This is a genomic window from Streptomyces sp. NPDC051567 (assembly GCF_044454165.1).
Lineage (GTDB): Bacteria > Actinomycetota > Actinomycetes > Streptomycetales > Streptomycetaceae > Streptomyces.
In genome coordinates this window covers 1-26,614 of the sequence record NZ_JBITDK010000049.1, presented here as the reverse complement: position 1 = coordinate 26,614, position 26,614 = coordinate 1, and the positions used below count along the sequence as shown (strand labels likewise).

26 protein-coding genes and 1 pseudogene are annotated in these 26,614 nt (G+C 73.3%); 12 read left to right on the top strand and 15 right to left on the bottom strand.

Going from position 1 to position 26,614, the window contains the following annotated elements; translation table 11 throughout:
- Positions 1 to 169 precede the first annotated feature (169 nt).
- A complete protein-coding gene (locus ACIA5F_RS30115; RefSeq protein WP_399358468.1) occupies positions 170 to 1,117 on the bottom strand; it encodes a DeoR/GlpR family DNA-binding transcription regulator in 948 nt (315 codons plus the stop codon).
- A 175-nt stretch (positions 1,118 to 1,292) separates the two neighbouring features.
- Positions 1,293 to 2,732, bottom strand: coding sequence for an NAD(P)H-quinone dehydrogenase (locus ACIA5F_RS30110; protein ID WP_399358466.1), 1,440 nt, complete (start codon positions 2,730 to 2,732; stop codon positions 1,293 to 1,295).
- A 196-nt stretch (positions 2,733 to 2,928) separates the two neighbouring features.
- Between ACIA5F_RS30110 and ACIA5F_RS30105 the strand changes: the two genes are divergently transcribed.
- The 3 genes from ACIA5F_RS30105 to ACIA5F_RS30095 all read left to right on the top strand — a co-directional run bounded on the left by ACIA5F_RS30105 (position 2,929) and on the right by ACIA5F_RS30095 (position 6,219).
- Positions 2,929 to 3,366, top strand: coding sequence for a gamma-glutamylcyclotransferase (locus ACIA5F_RS30105; protein ID WP_399358476.1), 438 nt, complete (start codon positions 2,929 to 2,931; stop codon positions 3,364 to 3,366).
- Positions 3,367 to 3,713: 347 nt separating this feature from the next.
- Positions 3,714 to 4,520 carry a purine-nucleoside phosphorylase gene (locus tag ACIA5F_RS30100; RefSeq protein WP_399358464.1) on the top strand — a complete coding sequence of 269 codons (807 nt, stop codon included), beginning with the start codon at positions 3,714 to 3,716 and terminating at the stop codon, positions 4,518 to 4,520.
- Positions 4,521 to 4,563: 43 nt separating this feature from the next.
- A complete protein-coding gene (locus tag ACIA5F_RS30095) occupies positions 4,564 to 6,219 on the top strand; it encodes a phospho-sugar mutase (protein WP_399358462.1) in 1,656 nt (551 codons plus the stop codon).
- A 329-nt stretch (positions 6,220 to 6,548) separates the two neighbouring features.
- Here ACIA5F_RS30095 and ACIA5F_RS30090 read toward each other — a convergent pair whose 3' ends face one another.
- The 3 genes from ACIA5F_RS30090 to afsQ1 all read right to left on the bottom strand — a co-directional run bounded on the left by ACIA5F_RS30090 (position 6,549) and on the right by afsQ1 (position 9,425).
- A complete protein-coding gene (locus tag ACIA5F_RS30090; RefSeq protein ID WP_399358460.1) occupies positions 6,549 to 7,184 on the bottom strand; it encodes a hypothetical protein in 636 nt (211 codons plus the stop codon).
- 82 nt (positions 7,185 to 7,266) lie between these two features.
- On the bottom strand, positions 7,267 to 8,751 hold the full coding sequence (locus ACIA5F_RS30085; RefSeq protein ID WP_399358458.1) for an ATP-binding protein: 1,485 nt from the start codon (positions 8,749 to 8,751) through the stop codon (positions 7,267 to 7,269).
- Positions 8,748 to 9,425 (bottom strand): two-component system response regulator AfsQ1, encoded by a 678-nt coding sequence (gene afsQ1 / locus ACIA5F_RS30080; protein ID WP_399358457.1) that lies wholly within the window; start codon positions 9,423 to 9,425, stop codon positions 8,748 to 8,750. Before afsQ1 ends, ACIA5F_RS30085 begins: the two co-directional genes overlap by 4 nt.
- A gap of 182 nt (positions 9,426 to 9,607) precedes the next feature.
- Between afsQ1 and ACIA5F_RS30075 the strand changes: the two genes are divergently transcribed.
- Entirely contained in the window at positions 9,608 to 10,330 is a 723-nt protein-coding gene (locus tag ACIA5F_RS30075; protein WP_399358455.1) for a SigE family RNA polymerase sigma factor, read from the top strand.
- A 210-nt stretch (positions 10,331 to 10,540) separates the two neighbouring features.
- On the opposite strand, the gene ACIA5F_RS30070 is transcribed toward ACIA5F_RS30075, so the two are convergent.
- Entirely contained in the window at positions 10,541 to 11,239 is a 699-nt protein-coding gene (locus ACIA5F_RS30070; protein WP_399358474.1) for a uridine kinase, read from the bottom strand.
- Positions 11,240 to 11,293: 54 nt separating this feature from the next.
- Between ACIA5F_RS30070 and ACIA5F_RS30065 the strand changes: the two genes are divergently transcribed.
- Entirely contained in the window at positions 11,294 to 11,662 is a 369-nt protein-coding gene (locus tag ACIA5F_RS30065; RefSeq protein ID WP_399358453.1) for a hypothetical protein, read from the top strand.
- A 109-nt stretch (positions 11,663 to 11,771) separates the two neighbouring features.
- Here the strand turns inward: ACIA5F_RS30065 and ACIA5F_RS30060 are convergent, their stop codons facing one another.
- The 3 genes from ACIA5F_RS30060 to deoC are packed head-to-tail and all read right to left on the bottom strand — an operon-like array spanning position 11,772 to position 15,110.
- On the bottom strand, positions 11,772 to 12,686 hold the full coding sequence (locus ACIA5F_RS30060) for an aldehyde dehydrogenase family protein (protein ID WP_399358451.1): 915 nt from the start codon (positions 12,684 to 12,686) through the stop codon (positions 11,772 to 11,774).
- A complete protein-coding gene (locus ACIA5F_RS30055; protein ID WP_399358449.1) occupies positions 12,679 to 14,142 on the bottom strand; it encodes an aldehyde dehydrogenase family protein in 1,464 nt (487 codons plus the stop codon). Before ACIA5F_RS30055 ends, ACIA5F_RS30060 begins: the two co-directional genes overlap by 8 nt.
- 5 nt (positions 14,143 to 14,147) lie before the next feature.
- Positions 14,148 to 15,110 carry a deoxyribose-phosphate aldolase gene (gene deoC, locus ACIA5F_RS30050; RefSeq protein ID WP_399358472.1) on the bottom strand — a complete coding sequence of 321 codons (963 nt, stop codon included), beginning with the start codon at positions 15,108 to 15,110 and terminating at the stop codon, positions 14,148 to 14,150.
- 158 nt (positions 15,111 to 15,268) lie between these two features.
- On the opposite strand from deoC, the gene ACIA5F_RS30045 reads away from it, so the two are divergent.
- The 3 genes from ACIA5F_RS30045 to ACIA5F_RS30035 all read left to right on the top strand — a co-directional run bounded on the left by ACIA5F_RS30045 (position 15,269) and on the right by ACIA5F_RS30035 (position 16,950).
- Complete coding sequence (locus tag ACIA5F_RS30045; RefSeq protein ID WP_399358447.1) at positions 15,269 to 15,901, top strand: PH domain-containing protein; 633 nt, start codon at positions 15,269 to 15,271, stop codon at positions 15,899 to 15,901.
- A gap of 232 nt (positions 15,902 to 16,133) precedes the next feature.
- On the top strand, positions 16,134 to 16,712 hold the full coding sequence (locus ACIA5F_RS30040; protein ID WP_399358445.1) for a VanZ family protein: 579 nt from the start codon (positions 16,134 to 16,136) through the stop codon (positions 16,710 to 16,712).
- A gap of 40 nt (positions 16,713 to 16,752) precedes the next feature.
- Positions 16,753 to 16,950, top strand: a complete 198-nt coding sequence (locus ACIA5F_RS30035) for a PspC domain-containing protein (RefSeq protein WP_399358443.1) — start codon at positions 16,753 to 16,755, stop codon at positions 16,948 to 16,950.
- A gap of 67 nt (positions 16,951 to 17,017) precedes the next feature.
- Here the strand turns inward: ACIA5F_RS30035 and ACIA5F_RS30030 are convergent, their stop codons facing one another.
- From ACIA5F_RS30030 to ACIA5F_RS30020, 3 genes are all read right to left on the bottom strand, one after another.
- Positions 17,018 to 17,737, bottom strand: a complete 720-nt coding sequence (locus ACIA5F_RS30030; RefSeq protein WP_399358441.1) for a hypothetical protein — start codon at positions 17,735 to 17,737, stop codon at positions 17,018 to 17,020.
- A gap of 230 nt (positions 17,738 to 17,967) precedes the next feature.
- Positions 17,968 to 18,228, bottom strand: a complete 261-nt coding sequence (locus ACIA5F_RS30025; RefSeq protein WP_399358439.1) for a hypothetical protein — start codon at positions 18,226 to 18,228, stop codon at positions 17,968 to 17,970.
- A 139-nt stretch (positions 18,229 to 18,367) separates the two neighbouring features.
- Positions 18,368 to 19,516: an adenosine deaminase gene (locus ACIA5F_RS30020; RefSeq protein ID WP_399358437.1), complete on the bottom strand. Its 1,149-nt coding sequence runs from the start codon at positions 19,514 to 19,516 to the stop codon at positions 18,368 to 18,370.
- Between the two features lie 114 nt (positions 19,517 to 19,630).
- Here ACIA5F_RS30020 and ACIA5F_RS30015 point away from each other — a divergent pair, with 114 nt between their 5' ends.
- Positions 19,631 to 20,353, top strand: coding sequence for an alpha/beta hydrolase (locus ACIA5F_RS30015; protein WP_399358435.1), 723 nt, complete (start codon positions 19,631 to 19,633; stop codon positions 20,351 to 20,353).
- A gap of 82 nt (positions 20,354 to 20,435) precedes the next feature.
- Positions 20,436 to 20,801, top strand: a complete 366-nt coding sequence (locus tag ACIA5F_RS30010) for a cupin domain-containing protein (RefSeq protein WP_399358433.1) — start codon at positions 20,436 to 20,438, stop codon at positions 20,799 to 20,801.
- Positions 20,802 to 20,843: 42 nt separating this feature from the next.
- On the opposite strand, the gene ACIA5F_RS30005 is transcribed toward ACIA5F_RS30010, so the two are convergent.
- Positions 20,844 to 21,770: a LysR family transcriptional regulator gene (locus tag ACIA5F_RS30005; protein WP_399358470.1), complete on the bottom strand. Its 927-nt coding sequence runs from the start codon at positions 21,768 to 21,770 to the stop codon at positions 20,844 to 20,846.
- A 98-nt stretch (positions 21,771 to 21,868) separates the two neighbouring features.
- Between ACIA5F_RS30005 and ACIA5F_RS30000 the strand changes: the two genes are divergently transcribed.
- Together ACIA5F_RS30000 and ACIA5F_RS29995 are read left to right on the top strand one after the other, a co-directional pair.
- Complete coding sequence (locus ACIA5F_RS30000) at positions 21,869 to 23,227, top strand: MFS transporter (protein ID WP_399358431.1); 1,359 nt, start codon at positions 21,869 to 21,871, stop codon at positions 23,225 to 23,227.
- Positions 23,228 to 23,355: 128 nt separating this feature from the next.
- Positions 23,356 to 24,356, top strand: a pseudogene (locus ACIA5F_RS29995) (sigma-70 family RNA polymerase sigma factor); the annotation flags it as partial.
- A 62-nt stretch (positions 24,357 to 24,418) separates the two neighbouring features.
- Here ACIA5F_RS29995 and ACIA5F_RS29990 read toward each other — a convergent pair.
- Entirely contained in the window at positions 24,419 to 25,009 is a 591-nt protein-coding gene (locus tag ACIA5F_RS29990; RefSeq protein WP_399358429.1) for a Uma2 family endonuclease, read from the bottom strand.
- Positions 25,010 to 25,105: 96 nt separating this feature from the next.
- Positions 25,106 to 26,383: a thymidine phosphorylase gene (locus tag ACIA5F_RS29985; protein ID WP_399358427.1), complete on the bottom strand. Its 1,278-nt coding sequence runs from the start codon at positions 26,381 to 26,383 to the stop codon at positions 25,106 to 25,108.
- Positions 26,384 to 26,614 lie beyond the last annotated feature (231 nt).

Sequence of the window (26,614 nt, the reverse complement as noted above, 5' to 3'; positions counted from 1 at the left end):
TCTGCTTTTTAATGGATTGCCGCCCCGCACCCCCCCCCCCCGGCCCCCGGCGGGGGGCTTATGGGTTTGGTTGCGCGGCGGGCCCCCCCCCCGGCGGGGGGGGGGGCCCCCCCCCCCCCCGCCGGCCTCGTCCGTGTACCGCTACGGCGCGGTACTGCCGCTGCTCCCGCTACCGCCGCCGCAGGTCCGCCACCCTCGCGCGTTCCCGTTCTCCCGGGTCCGGCAGCGCGCCCGCGCTGCGCAGTTGTCCGGCGGGGCCGTTGCGGCGCTGGACCGGGAGGGGGGAGTCACGGCGCGGGCGGCGGCCCGCCATCGCGTCCCCGCCGGCGGGGACGGCGCCCCCGGCCACGGTGATCTGCACGCCCTGGTCGGCCAGCGCCTGGAGTTCGGTGCCCGCCCGGTCGTCGTGCGGCGGCGGCTCGTCCGTCACCAGCCGTGTCATCACATCGGTGGGCACGGTCTGGAACATGGTGTCCGTGCCGAGCTTCGTGTGATCGGCCAGGACCACCACCTCCGCCGCCGCCTGCACCAGCGCCCGGTCCACGCTCGCGGAGAGCATGTTGGAGGTGGACAGGCCGCGCTCGGCGGTCAGACCGCTGCCCGACAGGAAGGCCCGGGTGACCCGCAGCCCCTGGAGGGACTGTTCGGCCCCGCTGCCCACGAGCGCGTAGTTGGACCCGCGCAGGGTGCCGCCGGTCATCACCACCTCGACCCGGTTGGCGTGGGCCAGGGCCTGGGCGACGAGCAGCGAGTTGGTGACGACGGTCAGTCCGGGCACCCGGGCGAGCCGGCGGGCCAGCTCCTGGGTCGTGGTGCCCGCGCCGACGACGACGGCCTCGCCTTCTTCGACGAGGCCGGCCGCGACATCGGCGATGGCGCTCTTCTCCGCCGCCGCGAGATGGGATTTTTGCGGAAAGCCGGACTCCCGCGTGAAGCCGCCCGGCAGTACCGCACCGCCGTGCCGGCGGTCGAGGAGTCCTTCTGCCTCCAGCGCCCGCACGTCCCGCCGTACGGTCACTTCGGAGGTCTGGACGACGCGGGCGAGCTCCCGGAGCGATACCGCTCCGTTGGCCCGCACCATTTCGAGAATCAATTGGCGACGTTCTGCAGCGAACACGAAACTGACAGTAACGCCAACGACCGTCTGCTTTCAGCTCTTTACACCGGAACACCGAAGTTGTCCGTCAGGTGGGGCAACCGGTGGTATACGCAACCGGACGGTTCGGCGGCGCCCCCGGCGGGAGCGGCACCGAACCGTCAAGAACCTTGCGGTGCGCGGCGGTTGGCGAGGACTACGCCCCGTCGTCGGTCTTGCGGGTGTGCAGCTGGCGGGCCACCTCCGCGATCGAACCCGACAGCGAGGGGTACACGGTGAACGCGTTTGCGATCTGCTCGACGGTCAGGTTGTTGTCGACCGCGATCGAAATCGGGTGGATCAGCTCGCTCGCGCGCGGCGAGACGACCACACCGCCGACGATGATGCCGGTGCCCGGACGGCAGAACATCTTCACGAACCCGTCCCGGATGCCCTGCATCTTCGCGCGCGGGTTGCGCAGCAGCGGCAGCTTCACGACGCGGGCGTCGATCCGGCCGGAGTCCACGTCGGCCTGGGTGTAGCCGACGGTGGCGATCTCGGGGTCGGTGAAGACGTTCGAGGAGACCGTCTTCAGGTCCAGCGGGGCCACCGCGTCGCCCAGGAAGTGGTACATCGCGATGCGGCCCTGCATGGCCGCGACCGAGGCGAGCGCGAAGACGCCGGTGACGTCGCCCGCCGCGTACACGCCGGGCGAGGAGGTGCGGGAGACCTTGTCGGTCCAGATGTGCCCGGACTCCTTGAGCCGGACCCCGGACTCCTCCAGGTTCATCCCGCCGGTGTTGGGCACGGCGCCGACCGCCATCAGGCAGTGGGTGCCGGTCAGGACCCGGCCGTCGGAGAGGGTGACCTCGACCCGGTCGCCGACGCGCTTGGCGGACTCGGCGCGGGAGCGGCCGATGACGTTCATGCCCCGGCGGCGGAAGACGTCCTCCAGGACGGCCGCCGCGTCCGGGTCCTCGCCGGGCAGCACGCGGTCCCGGGAGGAGACCAGGGTGACCCGGGAGCCCAGGGCCTGGTAGGCCCCGGCGAACTCGGCGCCGGTCACACCGGAGCCGACGACGATGAGTTCCTCCGGGAGCTCTTCGAGGTCGTAGACCTGGGTCCAGTTCAGGATGCGCTCGCCGTCGGGCATCGCGTCGGGGATCTCGCGCGGGTGTCCACCGGTCGCGATGAGCACGGCGTCGGCGGTCAGGATGGTCTCCGAGCCGTCGGCGGCGGTGACGATCACGTCCCGGGTGCCGTCGATGCCCTGCGGCCCGCCGAGCTTGCCGCGGCCCCGCACCACGCGGGCGCCGGCCCGGGTGACGGAGGCGGTGATGTCGTGCGACTGGGCGAGCGCGAGGCGCTTGACGCGCCGGTTCACCTTGCCGAGGTCGACGCCCACGACACGCGCGGCCTGCTCCAGGTGCGGGGTGTCGTCGGCGACGACGATCCCCAGCTCCTCGTACGACGAGTCGAAGGTCGTCATGACCTCGGCGGTCGCGATGAGCGTCTTGGAGGGCACGCAGTCGGTGAGGACGGACGCCCCGCCCAGACCGTCGCAGTCCACGACGGTCACCTCCGCGCCGAGCTGGGCCCCCACGAGGGCCGCCTCATACCCGCCGGGTCCGCCGCCGATGATCACGATCCGGGTCACGAAAAGTCCGCCTCACGTCTACCCGGCCGGCTGCCGCCCCGGCCGGTGTTCCGGGGGTTTCCCCCGGGGGATGCATTCCGTGCCCCATTGTCCCGCACGCATCAAGGTGCTCCGCTACCGGTCCGCCATCCGGGACGGCGGCCGGGACCACGGCCGGGCACGCGGCCCGGCCCGCCCCTCCCGTACTCTCGACCTCATGTCGCTCTACGCCGCGTACGCCGGCAACCTCGACCCGCGGCTGATGACGCGCCGCGCTCCGCATTCGCCGCTGCGCGGCACGGGCTGGATCAACGACTGGCGGCTGACCTTCGGCGGCGAGCAGATGGGCTGGGAGGGGGCGCTGGCCACGGTCGTCGAGGCCCCGCGCCACCAGGTCTTCGTCGCTCTGTACGACATCGCGCCGCTGGACGAGGACTCGATGGACCGGTGGGAAGGCGTCGGGCTCGACATCTACCGCCGGATGCGGGTACGGGTGCACACGCTGGACGGCGAGGAAGCGACCTGGATCTACGTCCTGAACGGCTACGAGGGCGGCCTCCCCTCCGCGCGCTACCTCGGCGAGATCGCCGACGCCGCCGAATCCGCGGGCGCCCCCCACGACTACGTGATGGAACTCCGCAAACGCCCCTGCTGACCCACCCGAGGCCCCTGGCCCTTCCGGCCCCGGCGCACACTCTCCGCCCCGGCGCATCTTCCAGCCTCGCCAGGGGGCACCTCCCAGCGGTAGCTGGGGGAGCTTGAGGCACGGGGTCCGGGGCAGAGCCCCGGGTCTTTCCAGCCCCGCCGGCACTTGAGGCGCGGGGGTCCGGGGGCGGAGCCCCAGGGGGCCGGGGCGCAGCCCCGTACGGCCCGTACGGCGCCGCCCGACCGGCCCCGTACCCCCCGTCGGAGACCATTCGGCGGAAACGACAAGGCAACGATCCGAACACCGTGAGCTGTGCCATCTACGCGCGTAGGGGCTGACCGGTTACGCTCGTCCGCGTGAACGCAACAGTTACCGATCCCTACGCCGCGGCCGACGCCGCAGCCGTGCGCCTGCGTGAGCTCACCGGCGCCGACTCCCACGATGTCGCCCTCGTCATGGGCTCCGGCTGGGCCCCTGCCGCCGAGTCGCTCGGCGCACCCGAGGCCGAGTTCCCGGTCACCGACCTGCCCGGCTTCCCGGCCCCCGCCGTCGAGGGCCACGGCGGCACGATCCGCTCGTACAAGATCGGCGACAAGCGCGCGCTGCTCTTCCTCGGCCGGACCCACTACTACGAGGGCCGCGGCGTCGCCGCCGTCGCCCACGGTGTCCGCACCGCCGTCGCGGCGGGCTGCAAGACCATCGTCCTGACCAACGGCTGCGGCGGGCTGCGCGAGGGCATGAAGCCCGGCCAGCCGGTGCTGATCAGCGACCACCTGAACCTGACGGCCACCTCGCCGATCGTCGGCGCCAACTTCGTGGACCTCACCGACCTCTACTCGCCGCGGCTGCGAGCCCTGTGCAAGGAGATCGACGAGACCCTCGAAGAGGGCGTCTACGTCCAGTTCCCCGGCCCGCACTACGAGACCCCGGCCGAGATCAACATGATCCGCGTGCTGGGCGCCGACCTGGTCGGCATGTCCACCGTGCTGGAGGCCATCGCCGCCCGTGAGGCCGGCGCCGAGGTGCTCGGCATCTCGCTGGTCACCAACCTGGCGGCGGGCATCTCCGGCGAGCCCCTCAACCACGAAGAGGTGCTCCAGGCCGGCCGCGACTCGGCCGCGCGCATGGGCAAGCTGCTGACCCAGGTCCTCGCCCGCATCTAGAAACACCAGAGGTACGAGAGGCACGAGAGGTAAGGCGGAAGCAGTGCAGGAACAGGACGACCTGATCACCCGGGCCCGGAACTGGCTCGACGAGGACCCGGACCCGCAGACGGCCCGGGAACTCGCCGCGCTCATCGAGGCGGGCGACACGGCGGAGCTCGCGGAGCGTTTCTCCGGCACCCTCCAGTTCGGCACCGCCGGGCTCCGCGGTGAGCTGGGCGCGGGCCCGATGCGGATGAACCGTGCCGTGGTCATCCGGGCCGCGGCGGGCCTGGCGGCCTACCTGAAGGCACAGGGCCACGCCGGCGGTCTGGTCGTCGTCGGCTACGACGCGCGCTACAAGTCGGCGGACTTCGCCCGCGACACCGCCGCCGTGATGACCGGCGCCGGGCTGCGCGCGGCCGTCCTGCCCCGCCCGCTGCCGACGCCCGTCCTCGCGTACGCCATACGGCACCTGGGCGCCGTCGCCGGTGTCGAGGTGACCGCGAGCCACAACCCGCCCCGGGACAACGGCTACAAGGTCTACCTCGGCGACGGCTCCCAGATCGTCTCCCCGGCGGACACGGAGATCGCGGCGGAGATCGACCGCGTGGACACCCTCGCCTCGGTGCCCCGCCCGGAGTCCGGCTGGGAGGAGCTGGGCGACGAGGTCCTGGCGGCCTACCTGGCCCGTACGGACGCCGTCCTGACCCCCGGTTCCCCGCGCGGGGTGCGGACCGTCTACACGGCCCTGCACGGCGTCGGCAAGGACGTCGTCCTGGCGGCCTTCGCCCGGCACGGCTTCCCGGCGCCGGTGCTCGTAGCCGAGCAGGCGGAGCCGGACCCGGCCTTCCCGACGGTGGCCTTCCCCAACCCGGAGGAACCGGGCGCGATGGACCTGTCCTTCGCGACGGCCACCCGGGTGCGGCCCGACATCGTCATCGCCAACGACCCGGACGCGGACCGCTGCGCGGTGGCCGTCCCGGACCCGACGGCGGCCCCCGGCTGGCGGATGCTGCGCGGCGACGAGGTCGGCGCGCTGCTCGCCGCCCACCTGGTGCGCAAGGGCGCGCGGGGCGTCTTCGCCGAGTCGATCGTCTCCTCCTCCCTGCTGGGACGGATCGCGGAGGCGGCGGGCGTCGGCTACGAGGAGACCCTGACGGGCTTCAAGTGGATCGCCCGCGTCGAGGGCCTGCGCTACGGGTACGAGGAGGCGCTCGGCTACTGCGTGGACCCCGAGGGCGTCCGCGACAAGGACGGCGTCACCGCCGCCCTGCTCGTGGCCGAGCTGGCCTCGGAGCTGAAGGAGGAGGGCCGCGGCCTGACCGACCTGCTGGACGAGCTGGCCGTGACCCACGGCCTGCACGCCACCGACCAGCTGTCGGTCCGCGTCTCGGACCTGTCGGTGATCGCCTCGGCGATGGCCGCGCTGCGCGCGGAGCCGCCCGTCTCGCTGGCGGGCCTGCGGGTGACCTCGGCGGAGGACCTGAACGAGGGCACGGAGTCGCTCCCGCCCACGGACGGCCTGCGCTACCACCTGGACGGCGACCACCGGGCCCGGGTGATCGTGCGCCCGTCCGGCACGGAGCCGAAGCTGAAGTGCTACCTGGAGGTCGTGGTCCCGGTCCCCGGCGCCACCGCCCTCCCCGAGGCCCGCGTCCGCGCCCAGGAGATCCTGGACGCCCTCAAGAAGGACCTCTCGGCAGCCGCCGGCATCTGACCCCCCGGCACCACCGCGGAGCCCCCGCGCCCACCCCTTCCCCGGGGACCGGGCCCGGGGGCTCCGCGCGTTCGGGCCGCCCGTCCGCACCCGCGCCCTCGCCCGCTCGCACACCGGCCGGGCGGGCGCGTTCGTACGGTCGGGGGCGAGCGGGGAACCGGCGCCCTTCCCGTCCGGGCACCGGCGGGCGGTGTGCCGGACGGGGTTCGGTGACGCGGTCCAGCAGCGGCGGTCGGCGGTCGGCGAGCCACGTCGAGAAGGCTTCGGCGTCACGGTCCCACCCGGCCACCCGGCCACCCGGCCACCCGGACGAAGGGGGCGCGGACCCCTCAGCGTCCCGACGGCGAGGCGGCCGGGGACGTGGGTGACGGGGGAGCGGCCGGGCGGGCGAGTTCGCCCAGGGTGGGGATGGATTCCGGGCGGGCGCGGACCGCGTCCGTGCACTCCCAGGACCTCGGCGGGTCCGTGTCCGGACCGCCCAGCACCACCGGGCCGGGCCCCGGCGATACCCCGGCGGCGGCCGACAGCGTGCACACGACCTGCGCCAGCGCCACCGGAAGCAGATCCTCCGGCTTACGGCTCAGCCGGACCGTGCCCGCCGGGTCGCCCGGCCTCGGCGCGACCGCCGTCAGCTCGTCCGGGACCCCGGTGGTGAAGCCCGCGTCCCGCTCCTCCGTGGACGGCGTCCGCCCCAGCGCCTCCAGCAGCGCCTGCGCCACCAGGGCCACGGGGTCGCGCAGCACCCGCTTCTCCGGCACCGGGACCACCCGTTCCACGCCGACGAGCTGCGAGCCGCAGACCAGTTCCACCGTGGCCCGGAACCCCTGCGTCCCGCTCTGCCCGCCCGGCTGCGCGGGCGTGTCGCACGAGACCCGCGAAGGCGCCGCGCCCACGTCCACCGGCACGGTCGTCGCCCTGATCCCGCACCCGGCGGCCCCCGCGAGACCCACCAGCGCCACCAGCACCGGCGCCCCCCGCTGGACGGACCGCCGCACCGAGCGCCGAACGGATTGCCGGACCGACCGCCGGACCGACTGCCGGGCAGTCTTACGCCTCGTCACCCGTGATCACCTTCCCCACGTCCACCGGCAGCCGCAGCGTGAAGACCGCCCCGCCCCCCTCGGCGTTGGCGGCGGCGATCTCGCCGCCGTGGATGTGCGCGTTCTCCCGTGCGATCGACAGGCCCAGCCCGCTGCCGTCCGAACGCGGGCGCGACGCGCTCGCCTTGTAGAACCGGTCGAAGACGTGCGGCAGGACGTCCTGCGGGATGCCCGGCCCGTTGTCCTTGACCGTCACCACCAGCCACTCCCCCTCCACGGTCACCGACACCCGCACCGGCGAGCCGCCGTGCTTGAGCGCGTTGCCGATCAGATTGGCCAGGATGACGTCGAGGCGGCGCGGGTCGAGCCGGACCATGATGCCCCGCTCGGCGTCGAGTTCCACCGCGTCGAGCCAGGCCCGGACGTCGATGCAGGCGGTGACCTGGTCGGCCACGTCCACGTCGTCCAGGACCAGCCGGGCCGTGCCCGCGTCGAAGCGGGTGACCTCCATCAGGTTCTCGACCAGGTTGTTCAGGCGCCGGGTCTCGCTGACCACCAGCGCCACCGCCGGGGCGATCATCGGGTCGAGGTCGTCGACCTCCTCCTCCAGCACCTCGGCGACCGCCGTCAGCGCCGTCAGCGGCGTCCGCAGCTCGTGCGACATGTCCGCGACGAACCGCCGGCTCGCCTCCTCCCGCGCGCTCATGTCGGCGACCTTCTTCTCCAGCGCCTCCGCCGTCTTGTTGAAGGTGTGCGACAGATCGGCCAGCTCGTCGGTCCCCGACACGTCCAGCCGGTGGTCCAGCTCCCCCTCGCCCAGGCGCCGCGCCGCGTCACCCAGGCGCTGCACGGGCTTGAGCACGGTCCGCGCCGCCACCTGCGCCAGCAGCGCGGAGCCGAGCAGCGCCAGGCCCGTCGCGATCGTCAGCGACCAGGCGAGCGCGTTGAGGTCCTGCCGTTCCTGCGCCAGCGACTTGTACATGTAGCCGGTCGGCCCGCCACCCACGATCCGCGTCCCGCCGACCAGGTACGGATTGCCGCGCGGCGTGGTCCGCTGCCAGTACACGTGGTACTCGGCGTCGTTCGCGGCCGTCGTCTTCTGCCGGTCGTTCACCGCGTGCTGGAGGGACTGCGGTACGTCGCCCAGCCCGAAGGCGTCGGGTCCCGCCGCGCCGGACACCTTGCGGCCGTCGTCGCGCTCGTCCACCAGCAGCACGCTGTACCCGGGGCTGCTGTCCGCCATCAGCTCGGCGGCGCGCTGCATCTCCTCGGGCGTCGGGTCCGCGGGCAGCGCCGCGGCCCGGTTCTGCATCTCCTGCCGGAAGTCGCCGAGGGCGGCGTCCTGGGTCCGGGTGAGGACGGCCTCCCGGTTGAGCCAGTACGCGATCCCGGAGGCGGAGACCGCGGCCGTCAGGGCGACCAGCGCGAAGACGACGAGGAGCCGCAGCCGCAGGCTGGTCCAGCGCCGGCCCGCGAGCAGCGCCGGGATCACTGCGGCGAGTCCAGCCGGTACCCGACGCCCCGCACGGTACGGATCAGGGTGGGCGAGGACGGCACGTCCTCGACCTTGGCGCGCAGCCGCTGCACACAGGCGTCGACGAGCCGCGAGTCGCCCAGGTAGTCGTGCTCCCAGACCAGCCGCAGCAACTGCTGGCGGGAGAGGGCCTGGCCGGGACGGCGGCTGAGTTCGAGCAGCAGCCGCAGCTCGGTCGGGGTGAGCTGGAGGTCGTCGCCGTTCTTCGTGACCGTCATCGCGGCCCGGTCGATGACGAGGCCGCCGAAGCTCGCGGAGTCGCTGGACTCGCGCTCGCCACGGCGCAGCACGGCCCGGATGCGGGCGTCGAGCACCCGGCCCTGCACGGGTTTGACCACGTAGTCGTCGGCGCCGGACTCCAGGCCCACGACCACGTCGATGTCGTCGCTGCGCGCGGTGAGCAGGATGATCGGCAGCTGGTCGGTGCGGCGGATGCGGCGGCACACCTCGAAACCGTCGATCCCGGGCAGCATCACGTCCAGCACGATCAGGTCGGGCCGCTGCTCGCGCAGGAGTTTGAGGCCGTCCTCGCCCGTCGCCGCGGTGGCCACACGGTGGCCCTGGCGTGACAGGGAGAGTTCGAGGGCCGTGCGGATGGCGTCGTCGTCCTCGATCAGCAACAGGAAAGGCACGCGCTCATTCTGTCCCATCGGCCGTGGACGCTCGACCGCCCCGCATCGGTGGACACGGCCTCGGGCGGGCTGTGACAGGGCTGTGACAGTCGACGGACACCCCGGTTATCTCCGCCGGGCAGGCTTCCTTTCATCAAGCGAAAGCCACGGACCGAAGCAGACTCCACGACGGGGGGCGCGAGATGAACACGCTGCACAGCACCACGACCAGCGCGGTCGTCACGCGGCTGCACGAGATGAACCGGCGGGCCACGGTCCGCACGGCGCCGGTGGCCCGTACCCGTCCGGCGCACCTGGTCGCCGTCGACTCCTACGGCCACCGACCCGCCGCCACCACCACTACCGCCGCCGTCCCCGCCCAGCGCCCCGCGCCGGGCCCGGCCTCGGAGGCGGAGTTCACGGCGTACGTCCGGGAGCGCCGCTCCGCCCTGTACGCGACGGCCTTCCACCTCACCGGCGACCGCCACGAGGCCGAGGACCTGTTGCAGAGCGCGCTGTTCTCCACGTACCGCGCCTGGGACCGGATCACCGACAAGGCGGCCGTCGGCGGCTACCTGCGGCGGACGATGACCAACCTGCACATCAGCGCCTGGCGGCGCCGGAAGCTGAACGAGTACCCGACGGAGGAGCTGCCGGAGACGGCCTCCGACACGGACGCGATGCGCGGTACGGAGCTGCGCGCGGTGCTCTGGCAGGCGCTGGCCCGCATCCCGGAGCCGCAGCGCACGATGCTGGTGCTGCGCTACTACGAGGGCCGCACGGACCCGGAGATCGCGGAGATCCTCGGGATCAGCGTCGGCACGGTGAAGTCGAGCATCTGGCGGTCGCTGCGGCGGCTGCGCGACGACGAGGCGCTGAGCTTCGGGCGGGACGAGGCGGAGTCCTTCGGGGAACTCGTCGCTTAGGACGCGTCACGGGGACCCTTCAGGGGGACTCGTCACGGGAAAGGCCGCGCGGAGCGGCCGGCAAGACCATCGGGCCGGGGGCCCGTCCTGCGGGGGTGGGGCGGGGGCCACGGGGGGAGAAGGCGGGATCAGGCGGCCGGGGGTCCGCGTGGTCCCGCCTTCTCGCGTGCGCCGCCGCCGGGCCGGGACCCGCCGGAACGCCCCCGGGGGCTACGTGGTGGCGGCCGTGCGGTGGCGGCCGGCCGCGGCGGCGGCGAGACGGCCCAGGGCCTCGTCCCGGGCACACGCGTGCGCGCCCAGCGCGACATGACGGGCCACGATGCCCCGCTCCGCCCGCATCAGCCGCAACCCTCGCCGCAGCAGGAACAGCAGCGACTTGCGCCCCTCGCGCAGGTCACGGGCGAGGCGGCGGCGGAAGGTGGTCGAGGGACGGCCGCGCAGGCAGATCGCGTCGGCCAGCAGCCCCAGTTCCTGGCAGCGGGCCGCGATGTCGGCGGCGAAGATCCCCTCGGCGATGAAGAGCGGGGTCCGCGAGATGTCCAGGGACTCGGCGCCCGTCCGCGAGGAGGTGGCGATGTCGTAGACCGGGACCTGGGTCCGCCCCGCCGCGCACAGTTCGGCGATCGCGGCGATCGCCGTGTCCGCGTCCCAGGACAGCGGGGAGTCCCAGTCGATGTCGGAGCTGCCGTCGACCAGCGGGAGGGTGGGGTCGTCGCCCTCCTTGTAGAAGTCGTCGAGGCGCAGCACGGGCAGCCCTGAACGGGCGGCCAACGAGGATTTTCCGGAGCCCGACGGGCCGGTCAGGAGAACGACGCGGGTCGGCAGGGGAGAGGAACAGCTCACGGAACCCAAGTGTGAACCATTACCCCGCGCAGGGGACCCTCCCGGCGGCCGGTTGGTATCCAGGATCACACCTCAACTACGCTGCGTGCGCACGCGACTACGACCACAGGCGGGATTCCCATGGCACGTCACGCAGCACCTCGCACCCCCGGAGCCACCGGCCGCACCCTGCGCACCGCGGGGCTGACCCTCTCGATGGCGGGAGCCGCCCTGGCGTTGGCCGCCGGTGGCGCCCAGGCGGGCGAACTGTCGGTCCCGGCGGCCCTGTCCGGGGTCGTCGACCCGATCGCGAACCTGAAGGTGAACCCGCTGGCCAACACGGGCGTGGACCCGCTGAACAACGGCGTGGCCACCAAGATCGCGGACTTCCCCTCGGTCGGCACGAGCATGGTCACCGGCAGCCTGACCCGAGGCTCCTCGGTCGGCGAACTGCCCACCGCGGCCGCCGCCTCCCTGCTGAACCCGCTGCTGCCGGGCGCCGTGTCGTAGGCCGCCGCGCCACGAGCGGCCCGTACGGCTCCTCAGCCGCACGGGAGGACACGGAAGGCCCCGGCAGCGCGGGAGCGCTGCCGGGGCCGGTTCCGTACGCCGGGCGGGGCTAGTACGAGGAGCCGCCCGAGCCGAGCGAACCCGTCGGGTGCCAGACCGTCTTGATCTCCAGGAACGCCGTCAGGCGCGCGGTGCCCGGGTCCGCGTTCCAGTTGTCCACGGACTGCGGACGCAGGACGCGCTTGAGGTTGTCGGCCGCGGCGATCTCCAGCTCCTTGGCCAGCTCCGCACCCGCGCCCGCCAGGTCGATCGCGTTGACGTCCTGGTGCGAGGCCAGGTGCGGGCCCATCTCGGCGGCCTTGCCGGAGAGGATGTTGACCACGCCGCCGGGCAGGTCGGAGGTGGCCAGCACCTCGCCCAGGGAGAGGGCGGGCAGCGGGGACTTCTCCGAGGCGATCACGACGGCCGTGTTGCCCGTCGCGATGACCGGGGCGATCACCGAGACCAGGCCCAGGAACGAGGAGTCCTGCGGGGCCACGACCGTGACCACACCGGTCGGCTCCGAGGTGGACAGGTTGAAGAACGGGCCCGCGACCGGGTTGGCCCCGCCCGTGATCTGGCCGATCTTGTCGGTCCAGCCCGCGTACCAGACCCAGCGGTCGATCGCCGCGTCCACCACGGCGGCGGCCTTGGACTTCGAGAGCCCCTCGGCCTCGCCGACCTCACGGACGAACTGCTCCCGGCGGCCCTCCAGCATCTCGGCGACGCGGTAGAGGATCTGACCGCGGTTGTACGCGGTCGCGCCCGACCAGCCGCCGAACGCCTTGCGGGCGGCGACGACCGCGTCACGGGCGTCCTTGCGGGAGGACAGCGGGGCGTTGGCCAGCCACTTGCCCTTGGAGTCGCTCACCTCGTACACCCGGCCGCTCTCGGAACGCGGGAACTTCCCGCCCACGTACAGCTTGTAGGTCTTGAAGACGCTCAGCCGCGCCGTGGACGCCGTGGACACCGTGGAATCAGACATCGAGGTAGCCCTCCAGGCCGTGACGGCCGCCTTCGCGCCCGAAGCCCGACTCCTTGTAGCCGCCGAAGGGCGAGGTCGGGTCGAACTTGTTGAACGTGTTGGCCCACACCACACCCGCACGGAGCTTGCTCGCGACCGCGAGGATGCGCGAGCCCTTCTCCGTCCAGATGCCGGCGGACAGGCCGTACTGGGTGTTGTTGGCCTTGGCGACGGCCTCGTCGGGCGTACGGAAGGTCAGCACGGACAGCACCGGGCCGAAGATCTCGTCGCGGGCGACGGTGTGCGCCTGGGTGACGTTCGTGAAGAGCGTCGGGGCGAACCAGAAACCGGCCGACGGCAGCTCGCACTCCGGGGACCAGCGCTCGGCGCCCTCGGCCTCGCCGGTCTCCGCGAGCGCGGTGATCCGGGCCAGCTGGGCGGCGGAGTTGATGGCGCCGATGTCGGTGTTCTTGTCGAGCGGGTCGCCCAGGCGCAGCGTGGACAGGCGGCGCTTGAGCGAGTCGAGCACCTCGTCGTGGACCGACTCCTGGACCAGCAGGCGCGAGCCCGCGCAGCAGACCTGGCCCTGGTTGAAGAAGATGCCGGTGACGATGCCCTCGACGGCCTGGTCGACGGGGGCGTCGTCGAAGACGATGTTGGCGCCCTTGCCGCCCAGCTCCAGGGTGACCTTCTTGTCCGTACCGGCGACCTGGCGCGCGATGGCCTTGCCGACGGCGGTGGAGCCGGTGAAGGCGACCTTGTTCACGTCCGGGTGCTCGACGAGGGCCGCGCCCGCGTCGCCGTAGCCCGGGAGGATGTTGACGACGCCCTTGGGCAGCCCGGCCTGGCGGCAGATGTCCGCGAAGAACAGGGCGGAGAGCGGGGTGGTCTCGGCGGGCTTCAGGACGACCGTGTTGCCGGTGGCGAGCGCCGGGGCGATCTTCCACGCGAGCATCAGGAGCGGGAAGTTCCACGGGATGACCTGGCCGGCCACACCGAGCGGGCGCGGGTTCGCCCCGCTGCGCCCATCCGTCGTCCTCCGGCCGAACCCGGCGTGGTCGAGCTTGTCGGCCCAGCCCGCGTAGTAGAAGAAGTGCGCGGCGACCAGCGGGAGGTCCGCGTCGCGGGTCTCCTTGATCGGCTTGCCGTTGTCCAGGGTCTCCAGGACGGCCAGCTCGCGGCTGCGCTCCTGGATGATCCGGGCGATGCGGAAGAGGTACTTGGCGCGCTCGGAGCCGGGCAGCGCGGACCACTTCTCGAAGGCCCTGCGGGCCGCCTTCACGGCGCGGTCGACATCGGCGGCGCCCGCCTGGGCGACCTCGGCCAGTACCTCCTCGGTGGAGGGCGAGACGGTCTTGAAGACCTTGCCGTCGGCGGCGTCGGTGAACTCGCCGTCGATGAAGAGGCCGTAGGACGGCGCGATGTCGACGACCGAGCGGGACTCGGGGGCCGGTGCGTACTCGAAGAGGGATGCCATGGTGATCAGTCCACCGTCACGTAGTCGGGACCGGAGTAACGGCCGGTGCTCAGCTTCTGGCGCTGCATCAGCAGGTCGTTGAGCAGGCTGGAGGCGCCGAAGCGGAACCAGTGGTTGCTCAGCCAGTCCTCGCCCACGGTCTCGTTGACCAGGACCAGGAACTTGATCGCGTCCTTGGTGGTGCGGATGCCGCCGGCCGGCTTCACACCGATCTGGACGCCGGTCTGCGCCCGGAAGTCACGGACGGCTTCGAGCATGAGCAGGGTGTTGGCGGGGGTCGCGTTGACCCCGACCTTGCCGGTCGACGTCTTGATGAAGTCGGCGCCCGCGAGCATGCCGATCCAGGAGGCGCGGCGGATGTTGTCGTACGTGGACAGCTCGCCGGTCTCGAAGATGACCTTGAGCCGGGCCGCGCTCCCGTCGGGCCGGACGCACTCCGCCTTGACCGCCTTGATCAGCTCGTACGTGTCGAGGTAGCGGCCGGCGAGGAAGGCGCCACGGTCGATGACCATGTCGATCTCGTCGGCGCCCGCGGCGACGGCGTCACGGGTGTCCGCGAGCTTGACGGGCAGGGCCGCGCGGCCGGCGGGGAACGCGGTGGCGACGGAGGCCACCTTGACGTCGGCCCCGTTCAGGGCCGCCTTGGCGGTGGCCACCATGTCCGGATAGACGCAGACGGCGGCGGTGGTGGGCGTGGAGCGGTCGGTCGGATCGGGGTGGACGGCCTTGGCGGAGAGCGCCCGGACCTTGCCCGGGGTGTCCGCTCCTTCCAGCGTCGTCAGGTCGATCATCGAGATGGCCAGGTCGATCGCGTACGCCTTGGCCGTCGTCTTGACCGAGCGGGTGCCGAGGGCGGCCGCGCGGGCCTCCAGGCCGACAGCGTCGACGCCGGGCAGCCCGTGCAGGAAGCGGCGCAGCGCACTGTCGGACGTCGTCACGTCGGCGAATGCGGTGAGGGTGGTGGGCATGGTCACCAGATGAGCATATCTACGCGCGTAGCTGCATGTCACCCCCTCCCCCGGAACCGCTGCGGAACCGACACCTCCCCACCGTGTCCCCGGCCCGCCGCCCCTCCTGCGGACCGGGCGGCGGCGGGCCGGGGACACGGTGGGGCAGAATCGACCGTATGAGCAGCCAGCAGCCCACCGACGAGCCTGTCTACGACGACCGCGTCTACCGCTCCTCCATGGCCATCGCCACCGGGGTGCTGCTGCTCGCGCTGACCGCCTGGCTCTGCGGGGACGCCGCGCTGCGCGGCTCCGGGCACACGCCGTGGATCGCGATGGCGCTGGCGCTGTGCGCGGCCCCGCTCGTCATCGCCTTCACGCTCCGCCCGGCCGTCTTCGCCAACGCCGACCGGCTGCGCGTACGGAACCCCTTCCGGGTCATCGAGCTGCCCTGGGGCGCCGTGGACGCGGTGCGGTCCGGGTACTCGGCGGAGGTGCTGGCCGAGGGCGCGAAGTACCAGCTCTGGTCCGTGCCCGTCTCGCTGCGCGAGCGGAAGAAGGCGCAGCGGCAGCGGCTGGGCGGCCGGGGCCTCACCGGCCGGGACCTGTCCGCCGGGGAGCGGTCGGCGCAGCCGGCCCCGCCGCAGCGGGCCAGCGCGGACCGGGTCGTGGACGAGCTGCGGGAGCTGGCCGAACGCGGCGCCGCCCGGCCCGGCGCCCAGGGCGGCGTCCGCGTGCGCTGGTCCTACGAGATCATCGCCCCCACGGTGGCCGGCGCGGTCCTGCTGATCGCCGTCCTCGCCGTGGGCTGACCGGAACCGGGCACCGCCGGGCCGGGCACCGCCGGGCCGGACACCGGTACGGCGGACCGGGCGGGACCGGGCTGTGGCCGGGCTGTGGCCACGTGACGGGCCGGTCCCGGCGGCGGGCCCGACCCCGGGACCGGCGCTCCGGCCGTGACGCTCCGGCCGCCCCGGCCGTGGTGCGCGCCACACCCCGGGGCCCGGCGGAACCGGGGCCACCGGATGGCGCGTCCTCGCACCTGTGCAGCGTCATGAGGCCGGCGGCAGTGCCGCCACCACCGTCACCGCCGTCCTTCTCCGGGTCCGGTTCCGCCTGCTGGGCGGTGTCCTGCTGACCGCTCATCTGCTCCTGGTCGGCTGGCTGACCCTGCGGCCCCTGGACGTGCCCTGGGCCGCCGCGGCCAATCTGACCCCGCTGGCGGGGATCAGGGCCGACCTCGCGTACGGGCCGCTGGAGGCCGCCCGGCGGATCGGGGAGGGGCTGGCGCTGCTCGCCCCGCTGGGAGTGCTGCTGCCGGTGGCCGGGGGGCGGCTCGTGACCTCGCCGATGGGCGCCTGGTCCTCGCTGGCCCGGACCGCCGCGGCGGCCGTGCTGGTCTCGACGACCATCGAGATGCTCCAGACCGCCGTCCCGGGCCAGGTGGTCGACGTGGACTCGATCTTCCTGAACACCGCCGGGGTGCTCCTGACCCACGTGGCCCTCGTCCCGGCGCTGCGGGCACGGGTGCGGCGTTCCTCTCAGGGGTCCACCCCGAGAATTACCAGGGTCGGGCTAGGCCCGTGGACCGAGGTCCTGTCGGCGGTCCCGCGCGAGTATTGAGGCACACCGCAGACAGAGCGGACCCGACGAAGGAGAGACCATGAGCGCCCTTGCCCGCCCCCGCGACGGACGATGGATCGGTGGCGTCTGCGCCGGACTGGCGCGCCGCTTCGGGATCTCCAGGAACACCGTGCGCGTCCTCTTCGTCGTCTCGTGCGTGCTGCCCGGCCCGCAGTTCCTGATCTACCTGGCGCTGTGGCTGCTCCTGCCGAACGAGAAGCCCACCACTTCCTGGTGACCCGGCCTTCCTGGTGACCCGGCCGCCCGACGCGGGCGTGACGGCGACAGCCCGCCGGGTGGACCGGTCAGCCGGTGGAGCGGACCTTCTGGAGCTGTTTGCCGGTCACCTCGTGCGGGACCTCCACCTTCTGCCGGGCGGCGGTCACGTCGACGGCCATCAGCCGGACCACGGTGGCGCCCGCGCGGATGACGAGCAGGTGCGCGGGGGCCGAGACGCCCTGGGAGGAGACGGTGGTGGTCCAGCTGACGCTCTCGTCGCCGCCCGTCCGGTACTCCGTCGCCCGTACGTCGCGGTAGGTGCCGCTCTGCGGGCCGATGGTGGCGGAGAAGCCCGTACCGCAGGCCGCTACCGCGCCGTGGAGCCGGTCGATCAGGGCCCTGGCGTCGCTCTCGGCGTAGGAGCTGAGGGTGGCGGAGACGGCCAGTCCGACCTGCTTCTGGGAGCCGATGCCCCGGTCGACCGTCTCGCGGGCGGCCGGGTCGGGTTTGTCGCCCATGATGTCGGCCAGCGGCTGGCACGCCTTCCGGTCGGCCTGCGGCTGACCCTGCGGGGCGTTGGGGTTCTTGCCCTGCGCGGAGATCTGGTAGCCGTCCAGGTCGCCCTGGACCAGCGCGGCCCGTTCGAGCGCGGTCCCGGCCCGGGGGGCGACGGGCGCGCCGGACGTGGCGGAGGCCGTCGCGGAGCCCTTGGGGTCCGCGCCCGGCGCGGGGGCACCCGCGCCGCCGCACCCCGCCGCCAGGAGGAGCGCGGGAACCAGCGCGGCCGTCGCCGCTCGTGCCTTCATGCTCGCGCCTTCATGCGCATGACCGAGACCTCATACCCCGTGCTTCGGCGGGCAGTTGGTGGTGAGCGTGGCACACGGCACGGCATGGCGCACACCCGGTCGAACAGGTTTGCGCCATGCGTGTGCGCGAACGCGTGCCCTACGGAGAGACGCACGGACGGACGACGTACGGACGGGCGTACGGAGCTACGGTTCCGTACGGCGTGCGGACGTACGGGTTCCGCGGTGGGTCAGGAGCCGAGGTCGCTGAGCGGCAGACCGCCGAGCAGTTCGGTGACGGACCCGAGCGCCTCGGCCGGGTCGGTCGCCTGGCCCTCGTGGGCGGTCACCTTCTGCTGGCTGGTGAGCGACTCGGTCGCGCCGGTGACGGTGCTGAGCGCGTCGGTGAGGCCGACGGCGGGGACGGCGGCCGAGGCGGTACCGGCGGCCACTGCGGCGAAGGCGGCACCGAGAACGGCGACACCGAGGGTCTTGGCGGCTGACTGCTTCATGAAATCTCGTCCTTGCGACGGGGAAATGAGCGGCTCCGCAAACTAGTCACTGCGCACCCCCTCCCGCAAACATCCGCCGATAGGAGAAAGCGCCCGGGAGTTGAACCTCCCGGGCGCTTTCCGTCTGTCGTTCCATGGCCTAGGCCGAGACAGAACCCCTGGTCGAAGCGGTCTGCTGGAAAAGCCACTCCGACTTCAGCTCCGCGTAACCGGGCTTGATGACCTCGTTGATCATGGCCAGTCGTTCATCAAAAGGAATGAACGCGGACTTCATCGCATTGACGGTGAACCACTGCATGTCGTCGAGCGAATAGCCGAAGGTGTCGACCAGGTGCTCGAACTCGCGGCTCATGCTGGTGCCGCTCATCAGCCGGTTGTCGGTGTTGACCGTGAGCCGGAAGTGCAGCTTGCGCAGCAGACCGATCGGGTGCTCGGCGTACGAGAGCGCCGCGCCCGTCTGGAGGTTGGAGCTCGGGCACATCTCCAGGGGGATGCGCTTGTCCCGGACGTAGGAGGCCAGGCGCCCCAGCGTCACCGAGCCGTCGGCGGCGACCTCGATGTCGTCGATGATCTTCACGCCGTGGCCGAGGCGGTCGGCGCCGCACCACTGCAGGGCCTGCCAGATCGACGGGAGGCCGAACGCCTCGCCCGCGTGGATGGTGAAGTGGTTGTTCTCGCGCTTGAGGTACTCGAAGGCGTCGAGGTGGCGGGTGGGGGGGAACCCGGCCTCGGCACCGGCGATGTCGAAGCCGACCACGCCGTTGTCCCGGTAGCGGTTGGCCAGTTCCGCGATCTCCAGCGCCCGCGCCGCGTGGCGCATGGCGGTCAGCAGGGCGCCGACGCGGATGCGGTGGCCGTTGGCCCTGGCGCGGCGCTCGCCCTCGCGGAAGCCGTCGTTCACGGCCTCGACGACCTCTTCGAGGGTCAGGCCGTCCTCCAGGTGCTGCTCGGGCGCGTACCGGATCTCGGCGTACACGACGCCGTCCTCGGCCAGGTCCTCGGCGCACTCCGCGGCGACCCGGAAGAGGGCGGCCTTCGTCTGCATGACGGCGCAGGTGTGCGCGAACGTCTCCAGGTAGCGCGGGAGGGAGCCGGAGTCGGCGGCTTCCCGGAACCAGGCGCCGAGCTTGTCGGCGTCGGTCTCGGGAAGGTTCTCGTAGCCGGCCTCGCGGGCCAGCTCGATGATGGTCCCCGGGCGCAGCCCACCGTCGAGGTGGTCGTGGAGGAGCACCTTCGGGGAGCGGCGGATCTGATCCGGGGTCGGCAGGTTGGGGGTCTCGCTCGTCATCTGCGCACTCTAGCTCCTACGCGCGTAGAGCGGTGGGGTGGCGGTGCGGGTCGATATATAACAGTGACCGTGCGGACGGGTGGCGTTCGCCTCCGCGTCTGAGACTGTTCCGGCATGGCACAGCATGCGCCGCCGGCGCGCGGGGCCCGCCTGGGGCGGGCGGCCGGCGCGAACGGCTCGGATTCGACGGTCAGTGGTGTGGTCCTCCTGCTTCCCGGAGCGGCCCGGTTCTCCCCCGGTCCGGTGCGCCCGCTCGCGCGGGCACTGGCCCGGGCGGGCGGGGCACAGGGGCTGGTCACGCACACGGTCGTGCACGGCGGCCCGTCCTCCCGGGAGGACCAGGCCCGGTGGGCGGCGGACGAGGTGGTGCGCCGGTACGGGGACGTGCCGGTCTGCCTGGCCGGGTACGGGGAGGGCGGCCGGGCGGCGCTGCGGGCGGCGGGGCACGGCGCCGTCGGCGCGGTGGTGGCGCTCGCCCCGTGCCTGGGGCGGTCGGCTCCGGGCGGCCCGGAGGAACCGGTGAAACAGCTGTCGGGGCGGCGGGTGCTGATCGTGCACGGCACGAACGACCCGCGGAGCGACCCGGAGACCTCGTTCCTGCTCGCGGCGCGGGCCAAGAAGGCGAACCGTTCCACGTGCCGGTTCGAGGTCCACTCGGACGGGCACGGACTGCGGGAGCACCGGTCCGAAGTGGTGGCCCTGACCGTGGACTTCGTCCTGGGGTCGGTCTCCTCGGGCCGCTACTCCCGCCCGGTCACGGACGCGCTGGCGGCCCCGCCCCCGCTGGGCCTGCGCATGCCCCTGGCCTCCGGCTTCGGCCGCACCCCGCGGCGCTGAACGGCGGCGCCTTCCGGGCAGCGGCGCCGGGCGTAGAGTGAGGAACGGACTCGGGGCGCTGCTCTCCGGGAGGCGATGAGCTGTGGCCGGACTGGTGTACAGGAGCTTCGACAAGGCGGACGAGACGCGTCCGTTCGAGGACGGCAAGGGCCGGCTGGACCTCTTCGACACGGACGCCGGGCCCGTGGGACGCGCGGTCTTCGCACCGGGGTGGCGCTGGTCGGAACACGTGAAGCCGCTGGTGGGCACCGACAGCTGCCGGTCCGCCCACACGGGGTACGTGGTGAGCGGCCGTCTGATGGTCGTCATGGACGACGGGGAGCGCGGCGAGATCGGCCCCGGGGACTTCATCCAGATCGAGCCCGGGCACGACGCCTGGGTCATGGGCGACGAGCCCTGTGTCGCGCTGGACTGGACCGGCTACGGGGAGTACGCGAAGCCGCGGTGACCGGTGCCGCGTCGGGCCCGGCGGGCCCGGGCGCTCCGCTCCCTACAGCTCCGGGAGCAGGCGGCCCCGGCGGGAGAGGAGGAAGCGCTTGAACTCGGCCACCGGCGGGGTGTCGGGGTGGCCGTCGAGCCAGGCGACGCCGATCTCGCGGACCGCGCGCGGGGCCGTCACCGTCAGCTCGACCACGCCGGGGCGGGCCACGGCGGGCGGTGGCAGCAGGGCGACGCCGAGACCGGCAGCGACCAGGCCGCGCAGGGTCTCGGCCTCCTCGCCCTCGAAGGCGACCCGGGGGACGAACCCGGCCTCCGCGCACAGGTCGTCGGTGATCCGGCGCAGGCCGTAGCCCGACTCCAGGGTGACGAAGGTTTCCTCGGCGGCCTCGGCCAGGCGGACGCGCTTGCGGCCGGCGAGGCGGTGGTCGTCCGGGACGACCAGGCGCAGCCGCTGTTCGTCCAGGCGGCGGGCGACCAGGTCGGGGGCGACGGGCAGGGGCGAGGTCAGGCAGAGGTCCAGCTCACCGGCGCGCAGCCGCTCCAGCATGGCCTCGCCGTAGTTCTGGACGAGGGAGAACCGGATGCGGGGGTGGTCGGCGCGGAAGGCGCGGATCAGGCCGGGGACGGTCTCGGAGCCGAGGGTGTGCAGGAAGCCGAAGGCCACCTTGCCGGAGGCCGGGTCGGCGTCCCGCTGGACGGATTCGGCGGCGCGGGCGATCTCGGCCAGGGCCCGGTCCGCCGAGGCGAGGAAGGCGTGGCCCGCGGTGGTGAGGGCGACGGTGCGGCCCTTGCGGGCGAACAGCGTGACGCCGAGGTCCTGTTCGAGGCGGACCATGGCCCGGGAGAGCGTCGACTGCGGAACGCCGAGTTCCTGTGCGGCGCGGGTGACGTGCTCGTGCCGGGCGACGGCGGCGAAGTACGCGAGCCGGGGGGCCAGCAGACGTGTCACGGCCATGTCTTCTTCGTAACGGTTCATTGACATCCGCCGCCCTGAGCTGTGGTGATGCAGGAATGGATTGATTATCGCGAATCCGTGCATTGGACGCATGAAAAAGGCGGGCCTACGGTCGTGGCATGTCTCCCGCTCATACCGGGGCACCTGTCACCACAGGTGCCTCCTTCTCGTCGTCCCCGGAACCCCACGCCACGGAAGCCGCCGCGCGATCCCGCGCCACGGAGGGCTCCGGTCCGCCGGAGCCGCACTCCCCCGGCCGGCCCGGCTACCGCCGGATGAGCCTCGCGCTCTTCGCCGCCGGGCTGGCGACCTTCGCCCTCCTCTACTCCACGCAGGCGCTGCTGCCCGCGGTCTCCGCGGACTTCGGGGTGACGGCGGGTCGGGCGAGCTGGACGGTGTCGGCGGCCACCGGCGCGCTCGCGCTCTTCGTCCTGCCGCTCAGCGTGCTGTCCGAGCGGTTCGGCCGGACCCGGATGATGACGTGGTCGATGGCGGTGGCCGTCGGCGTCGGGCTGCTGGTGCCGTTCGCGCCGAACCTGGAGTGGCTGGTGGTGCTGCGGGCCGTGCAGGGCGCGGCGATCGCGGGCGTCCCGGCCTCGGCGATGGCGTACCTGGCGGAGGAGGTCCGGCCCAAGGCGCTGGTGGGCGCGATCGGGCTGTTCGTGGCGGGCAACTCGATCGGCGGGATGAGCGGCCGTCTCGTGACCGGCTGGGCGGCGCAGCTCGGGGGCTGGCGGGTGGGGCTGGCGGCGGTCGGCGTGCTGGCGCTGGTCTGCGCGGTGGCCTTCCTGGTGCTGCTGCCCCGGGCGCGGTTCTTCCGTCCGGCCTCGATGGACCCGCGCGCGGTGGGACGTACCGTCCGCGGCCACCTGCGGGACCCGCTGCTGCTGCGGCTGTACGGGATCGGCGCGCTGTTCATGACCGTCTTCGGCGCCGTGTACACGGTCGTCGGGTACCGGCTGGCGGACGAGTTCTCGCTCGGGCAGGGCGTGATCGGCTCGGTCTTCCTGGTCTACCTGGTCGGCACGGCCTCCTCGGCCGCCGCCGGGCAGCTGGTGGCCCGTACGGGGCGGCGCGGGGCGCTGTACCTGGCCGTGACCACCACCGCGCTCGGGCTGCTGCTCTCGCTCTCCGGTGCGCTGGCCGCGATCCTGGCCGGGCTGGTGCTGATCACGGCGGGGTTCTTCGCCGGGCACGCCGTGGCCTCCGCCGCGGTGAGCCGGACGGCGACGACCGGACGGGCGCAGGCGTCCGCGCTCTACCAGTCGGCGTACTACCTGGGCTCCAGCGCGGGCGGCACCGTGGGCGCCCTCGCCTACCACTGGTCCGGCTGGCCCGCCACGGTGGGCGTCGCGCTGCTGGCCGTGCTCGGCGTCGTCTCGATCACGCTGTACGGGTCCCACGCGGCCCGCGCTCAGCGGCGTCCGGCGGTGGTGGCCGCGGCCTCGGTCCGGGGCCGGCAGGCCGTCGCGCGCTGAGCCCCGGCAGACGGGCGCGGGAGACGGGCAGGGCCCAACGGGCTTGGCTCCAGCAGGTGTTGGAACGCGATTGTCAGACCCCTCGGATAGTTTCCGGTGACCGGGATCTACCAGGGGGTTCAACCGTCATGACCGACCTCTCCGCCAGCACGGACCTCTCCACCGGCACCGAACTCGACGAGGCGATGGACCGCTACCGCGTCGAGCTGGCCGGCCACTGCTACCGGATGCTCGGCTCCGCCTTCGACGCCGAGGACGCGGTGCAGGACACCTACCTGCGCGCCTGGCGCGGCCACGGGGGCTTCGAGGGCCGGTCCTCGCTGCGCTCGTGGCTGTACCGGATCGCGACCAACGTCTGCCTGGACCTGCTGAAGGCCGGGAGCAAGCGGGCGCGGCCCATGGACCTCAGCGCCCCGAGGCACCAGGCGTCCGCCGTGCTCGACGAGCGGCCCGGGGCGGCCTGGCCGGAGCCGGTGCCGGACGGCCGGGCGCTGCCCCGGACCGCCGACCCGGCCGAGGCCGCGCTGGCCAAGGAGTCCGTCCGGCTGGCCTTCGTCGCGGCCCTCCAGCACCTGCCCGCCAAGCAGCGGGCCGTACTGATCCTGCGCGAGGTGCTGGCCTGGAAGGCGGACGAGGTCGCGCGGCTCCTGGACACCACCGTGGCCTCGGTGAACAGCGCGCTCCAGCGGGCGCGGGCCGGCCTCGCCGGGCAGCGGGTGCGCGAGAGCGACCCGGCCGACCCGCTGGACCCGGCCCGGGCCCGGCTGCTGGAGCAGTACCTGAGCGCCTTCGAGGCGTACGACATCGCGCGGCTGACCATGCTCCTGCACCAGGACGCGGTGCTGTCGGCACCGCCGTACGACCTGCGGCTCCAGGGGCACGGGTCCATCGCCGCCCGGCACCTGGACCAGGGCATCGGCTGCCAGGGCTCCCCGCCGCTCCCGACGGCGGCGAACGGCCTGCCCGCCTTCGGCCGGCCCCGCCCGCGCGAGGACGGCCGGGGCACCCTCCACGGGCGCCCCAGGTGCTGGAGATGTCAGCCGGCAGGATCGTCGGCCGCGACGCCTTCCCGGACACCGCGCGGTGGTTCCCGCTCACCGGTCTCCCCGAACAGCCCGATCAGGCCGACGAGTCCCAGCAGGGCCCGGTAGGCGGAGCCCGCGCCGGTGACGGCGGCGGCGGGGGCTGTCCTCAGTCGGCGAGGAAACCGGAGGTGTCGAGTTCCAGACCGAAGGGGGCGGGCAGCGGGAACGGCTCGCCGAACGTGCCGACGCGAAGGACGCGGTAGAGGCCGTCCCGGGGTTCGGTGTGCAGGGTGAGGGTGGGGCCGAGCGGGGCGAAGGCGTCGATCAGCAGGTACAACGGGACCCCGGCCTTTGCGTATCCGAGGCATTTCGCCACCCGGTCGTGCCGCGCGTTCGACGGGGAGGTGACTTCCACGACGAGCTCGGCGGCTGCGGGGCTCACGAAGCTGCCGGGCCCGGAGAGCAGGTCGCGCGGCAGGACCAGGAGGTCCGGGATGAACATGCCCGTGCGTGAGGGGACGGCCACGCTCTGGGTCCGGTAGAGGCCCAGTTCCCCTGACAGGACCGCGTACAGCTGGCGCTGGACGGCTTCCGCGATGATGATGTGCCGGTCGGCGGGCGGTGGTGCCACGGTGACGATCCCCTCGATGATCTCCACCTTGCAGCCCTCCGGCCCGGCCGTCTCTTCCCAGAAGCGGACCAGTTCCTCCCAGTCGTCGGCGCGGAGCGGGGTGAACAGGACGTCGGGCGCGCTCATGGGTGCTCCCTCTCTCGGTTCGGCACCGATCCCAGCATGCCGAACGGGACCGGCGGGGGTCCACCGGTCCCGTTCACCCGAATGAGAAGGTTCAGGTCAGGCGATGCGGTCCAGGACGATCGGCGTGGCGGTGAAGGGGGTGCCCGCCGGGGCGATGTCGTAGGCGCCGTCCAGCGCGGCCAGGGCGTACGCGAACTTCTCCGGGGTGTCCGTGTGCAGGGTCAGCAGCGGCTGGCCGGCCGTCACGGTGTCGCCCGGCTTCGCGTGGAGCTCGATGCCCGCGCCCGCCTGGACCGGGTCCTCCTTGCGGGCGCGGCCCGCGCCCAGGCGCCAGGCGCCGACGCCCACCGCGTACGCGTCCAGCCGGGTCAGCACGCCCGAGGCCGGGGCCGTCACCACGTGGTGCTCGCGTGCCACCGGGAGCGCCGCGTCCGGGTCGCCGCCCTGTGCCGCGATCATCCGGCGCCAGACGTCCATGGCCGAGCCGTCGGCCAGGGCCCTGGCCGGGTCGGCGTCCTTGATGCCCGCCGCGTCCAGCATCTCCCGGGCCAGGGCCAGGGTCAGCTCGACGACGTCCGAGGGGCCGCCGCCCGCGAGGACCTCCACGGACTCGCGGATCTCCAGGGCGTTGCCCGCCGTCAGGCCGAGCGGGGTGGACATGTCGGTGAGCAGGGCGATCGTCTTGACGCCGCTGTCGGTGCCCAGCGCGACCATGGTCGAGGCCAGCTCGCGCGCGTCCTCGATGTTCTTCATGAACGCGCCGGTGCCGACCTTGACGTCGAGGACCAGCGAGCCGGTCCCCTCCGCGATCTTCTTCGACATGATCGAGGAGGCGATCAGCGGGATGGCCTCCACCGTGCCCGTCACGTCGCGCAGGGCGTAGAGCTTCTTGTCGGCGGGGGCCAGGCCGTCGCCCGCCGCGCAGATGACCGCGCCCGTGGTGTCCAGGACGTGCAGCATCTCCTCGTTGGAGAGCAGCGCCCGCCAGCCCGGGATGGACTCCAGCTTGTCGAGGGTGCCGCCGGTGTGGCCCAGGCCCCGGCCCGAGAGCTGCGGCACGGCCGCGCCGCAGGCGGCGACCAGCGGCGCCAGCGGCAGCGTGATCTTGTCGCCGACACCGCCCGTCGAGTGCTTGTCGGCGGTGGGGCGCGAGAGCGAGTCGAAGTTCATCCGCTCGCCGCTCGCGATCATCGCGGCGGTCCAGCGGGCGATCTCGGTCCGGTTCATGCCGTTCAGCAGGATGGCCATCGCCAGCGCCGACATCTGCTCGTCGGCGACGACACCGCGCGTGTACGCGTCGATGACCCAGTCGATCTGCTCGGGGCTCAGCTCACCGCGGTCCCGCTTGGTGCGGATGACGGAGATGACGTCCATGAGGTGACTTCCTTCTACGCGCATAGAGAGAGGGGGGAGATGAAGAGGGAGGGGAGGAGGAGGGGCGGGGAGCCGGACGGGGGGGGGGGGGCCCCCCCGCCGGGGGGGGGGCGGGGGGGGGGGGGGGGGGGGGCGCGGGGGGCGCGGGGGGGGGGGGCCCCCGCCGCGCGCGGCCCCGGCGGGGGGGGGGGGGGGGGGGGGGGGGGGGGGGGGGGGGGGGGGGGGGGGGGG

What these genes read in the sequence shown, in the direction of transcription:
- ACIA5F_RS30065 (WP_399358453.1), top strand. Translation starts at nt 11,294, where the DNA reads ATGGCACGTCACGCAGCACCTCGCACCCCCGGAGCCACCGGCCGCACC.
- ACIA5F_RS30075 (WP_399358455.1), top strand. Translation starts at nt 9,608, where the DNA reads ATGAACACGCTGCACAGCACCACGACCAGCGCGGTCGTCACGCGGCTG.
- ACIA5F_RS30045 (WP_399358447.1), top strand. Translation starts at nt 15,269, where the DNA reads ATGAGCAGCCAGCAGCCCACCGACGAGCCTGTCTACGACGACCGCGTC.
- deoC (WP_399358472.1), bottom strand. Translation starts at nt 15,110, where the DNA reads ATGCCCACCACCCTCACCGCATTCGCCGACGTGACGACGTCCGACAGT.
- ACIA5F_RS30105 (WP_399358476.1), top strand. Translation starts at nt 2,929, where the DNA reads ATGTCGCTCTACGCCGCGTACGCCGGCAACCTCGACCCGCGGCTGATG.
- ACIA5F_RS30000 (WP_399358431.1), top strand. Translation starts at nt 21,869, where the DNA reads ATGTCTCCCGCTCATACCGGGGCACCTGTCACCACAGGTGCCTCCTTC.
- ACIA5F_RS30025 (WP_399358439.1), bottom strand. Translation starts at nt 18,228, where the DNA reads ATGAAGCAGTCAGCCGCCAAGACCCTCGGTGTCGCCGTTCTCGGTGCC.
- ACIA5F_RS30005 (WP_399358470.1), bottom strand. Translation starts at nt 21,770, where the DNA reads ATGAACCGTTACGAAGAAGACATGGCCGTGACACGTCTGCTGGCCCCC.
- ACIA5F_RS30060 (WP_399358451.1), bottom strand. Translation starts at nt 12,686, where the DNA reads ATGTCTGATTCCACGGTGTCCACGGCGTCCACGGCGCGGCTGAGCGTC.
- ACIA5F_RS29985 (WP_399358427.1), bottom strand. Translation starts at nt 26,383, where the DNA reads ATGGACGTCATCTCCGTCATCCGCACCAAGCGGGACCGCGGTGAGCTG.
- ACIA5F_RS30015 (WP_399358435.1), top strand. Translation starts at nt 19,631, where the DNA reads ATGGCACAGCATGCGCCGCCGGCGCGCGGGGCCCGCCTGGGGCGGGCG.
- ACIA5F_RS30020 (WP_399358437.1), bottom strand. Translation starts at nt 19,516, where the DNA reads ATGACGAGCGAGACCCCCAACCTGCCGACCCCGGATCAGATCCGCCGC.
- ACIA5F_RS30035 (WP_399358443.1), top strand. Translation starts at nt 16,753, where the DNA reads ATGAGCGCCCTTGCCCGCCCCCGCGACGGACGATGGATCGGTGGCGTC.
- ACIA5F_RS30055 (WP_399358449.1), bottom strand. Translation starts at nt 14,142, where the DNA reads ATGGCATCCCTCTTCGAGTACGCACCGGCCCCCGAGTCCCGCTCGGTC.
- ACIA5F_RS30030 (WP_399358441.1), bottom strand. Translation starts at nt 17,737, where the DNA reads ATGAAGGCACGAGCGGCGACGGCCGCGCTGGTTCCCGCGCTCCTCCTG.
- ACIA5F_RS29990 (WP_399358429.1), bottom strand. Translation starts at nt 25,009, where the DNA reads ATGAGCGCGCCCGACGTCCTGTTCACCCCGCTCCGCGCCGACGACTGG.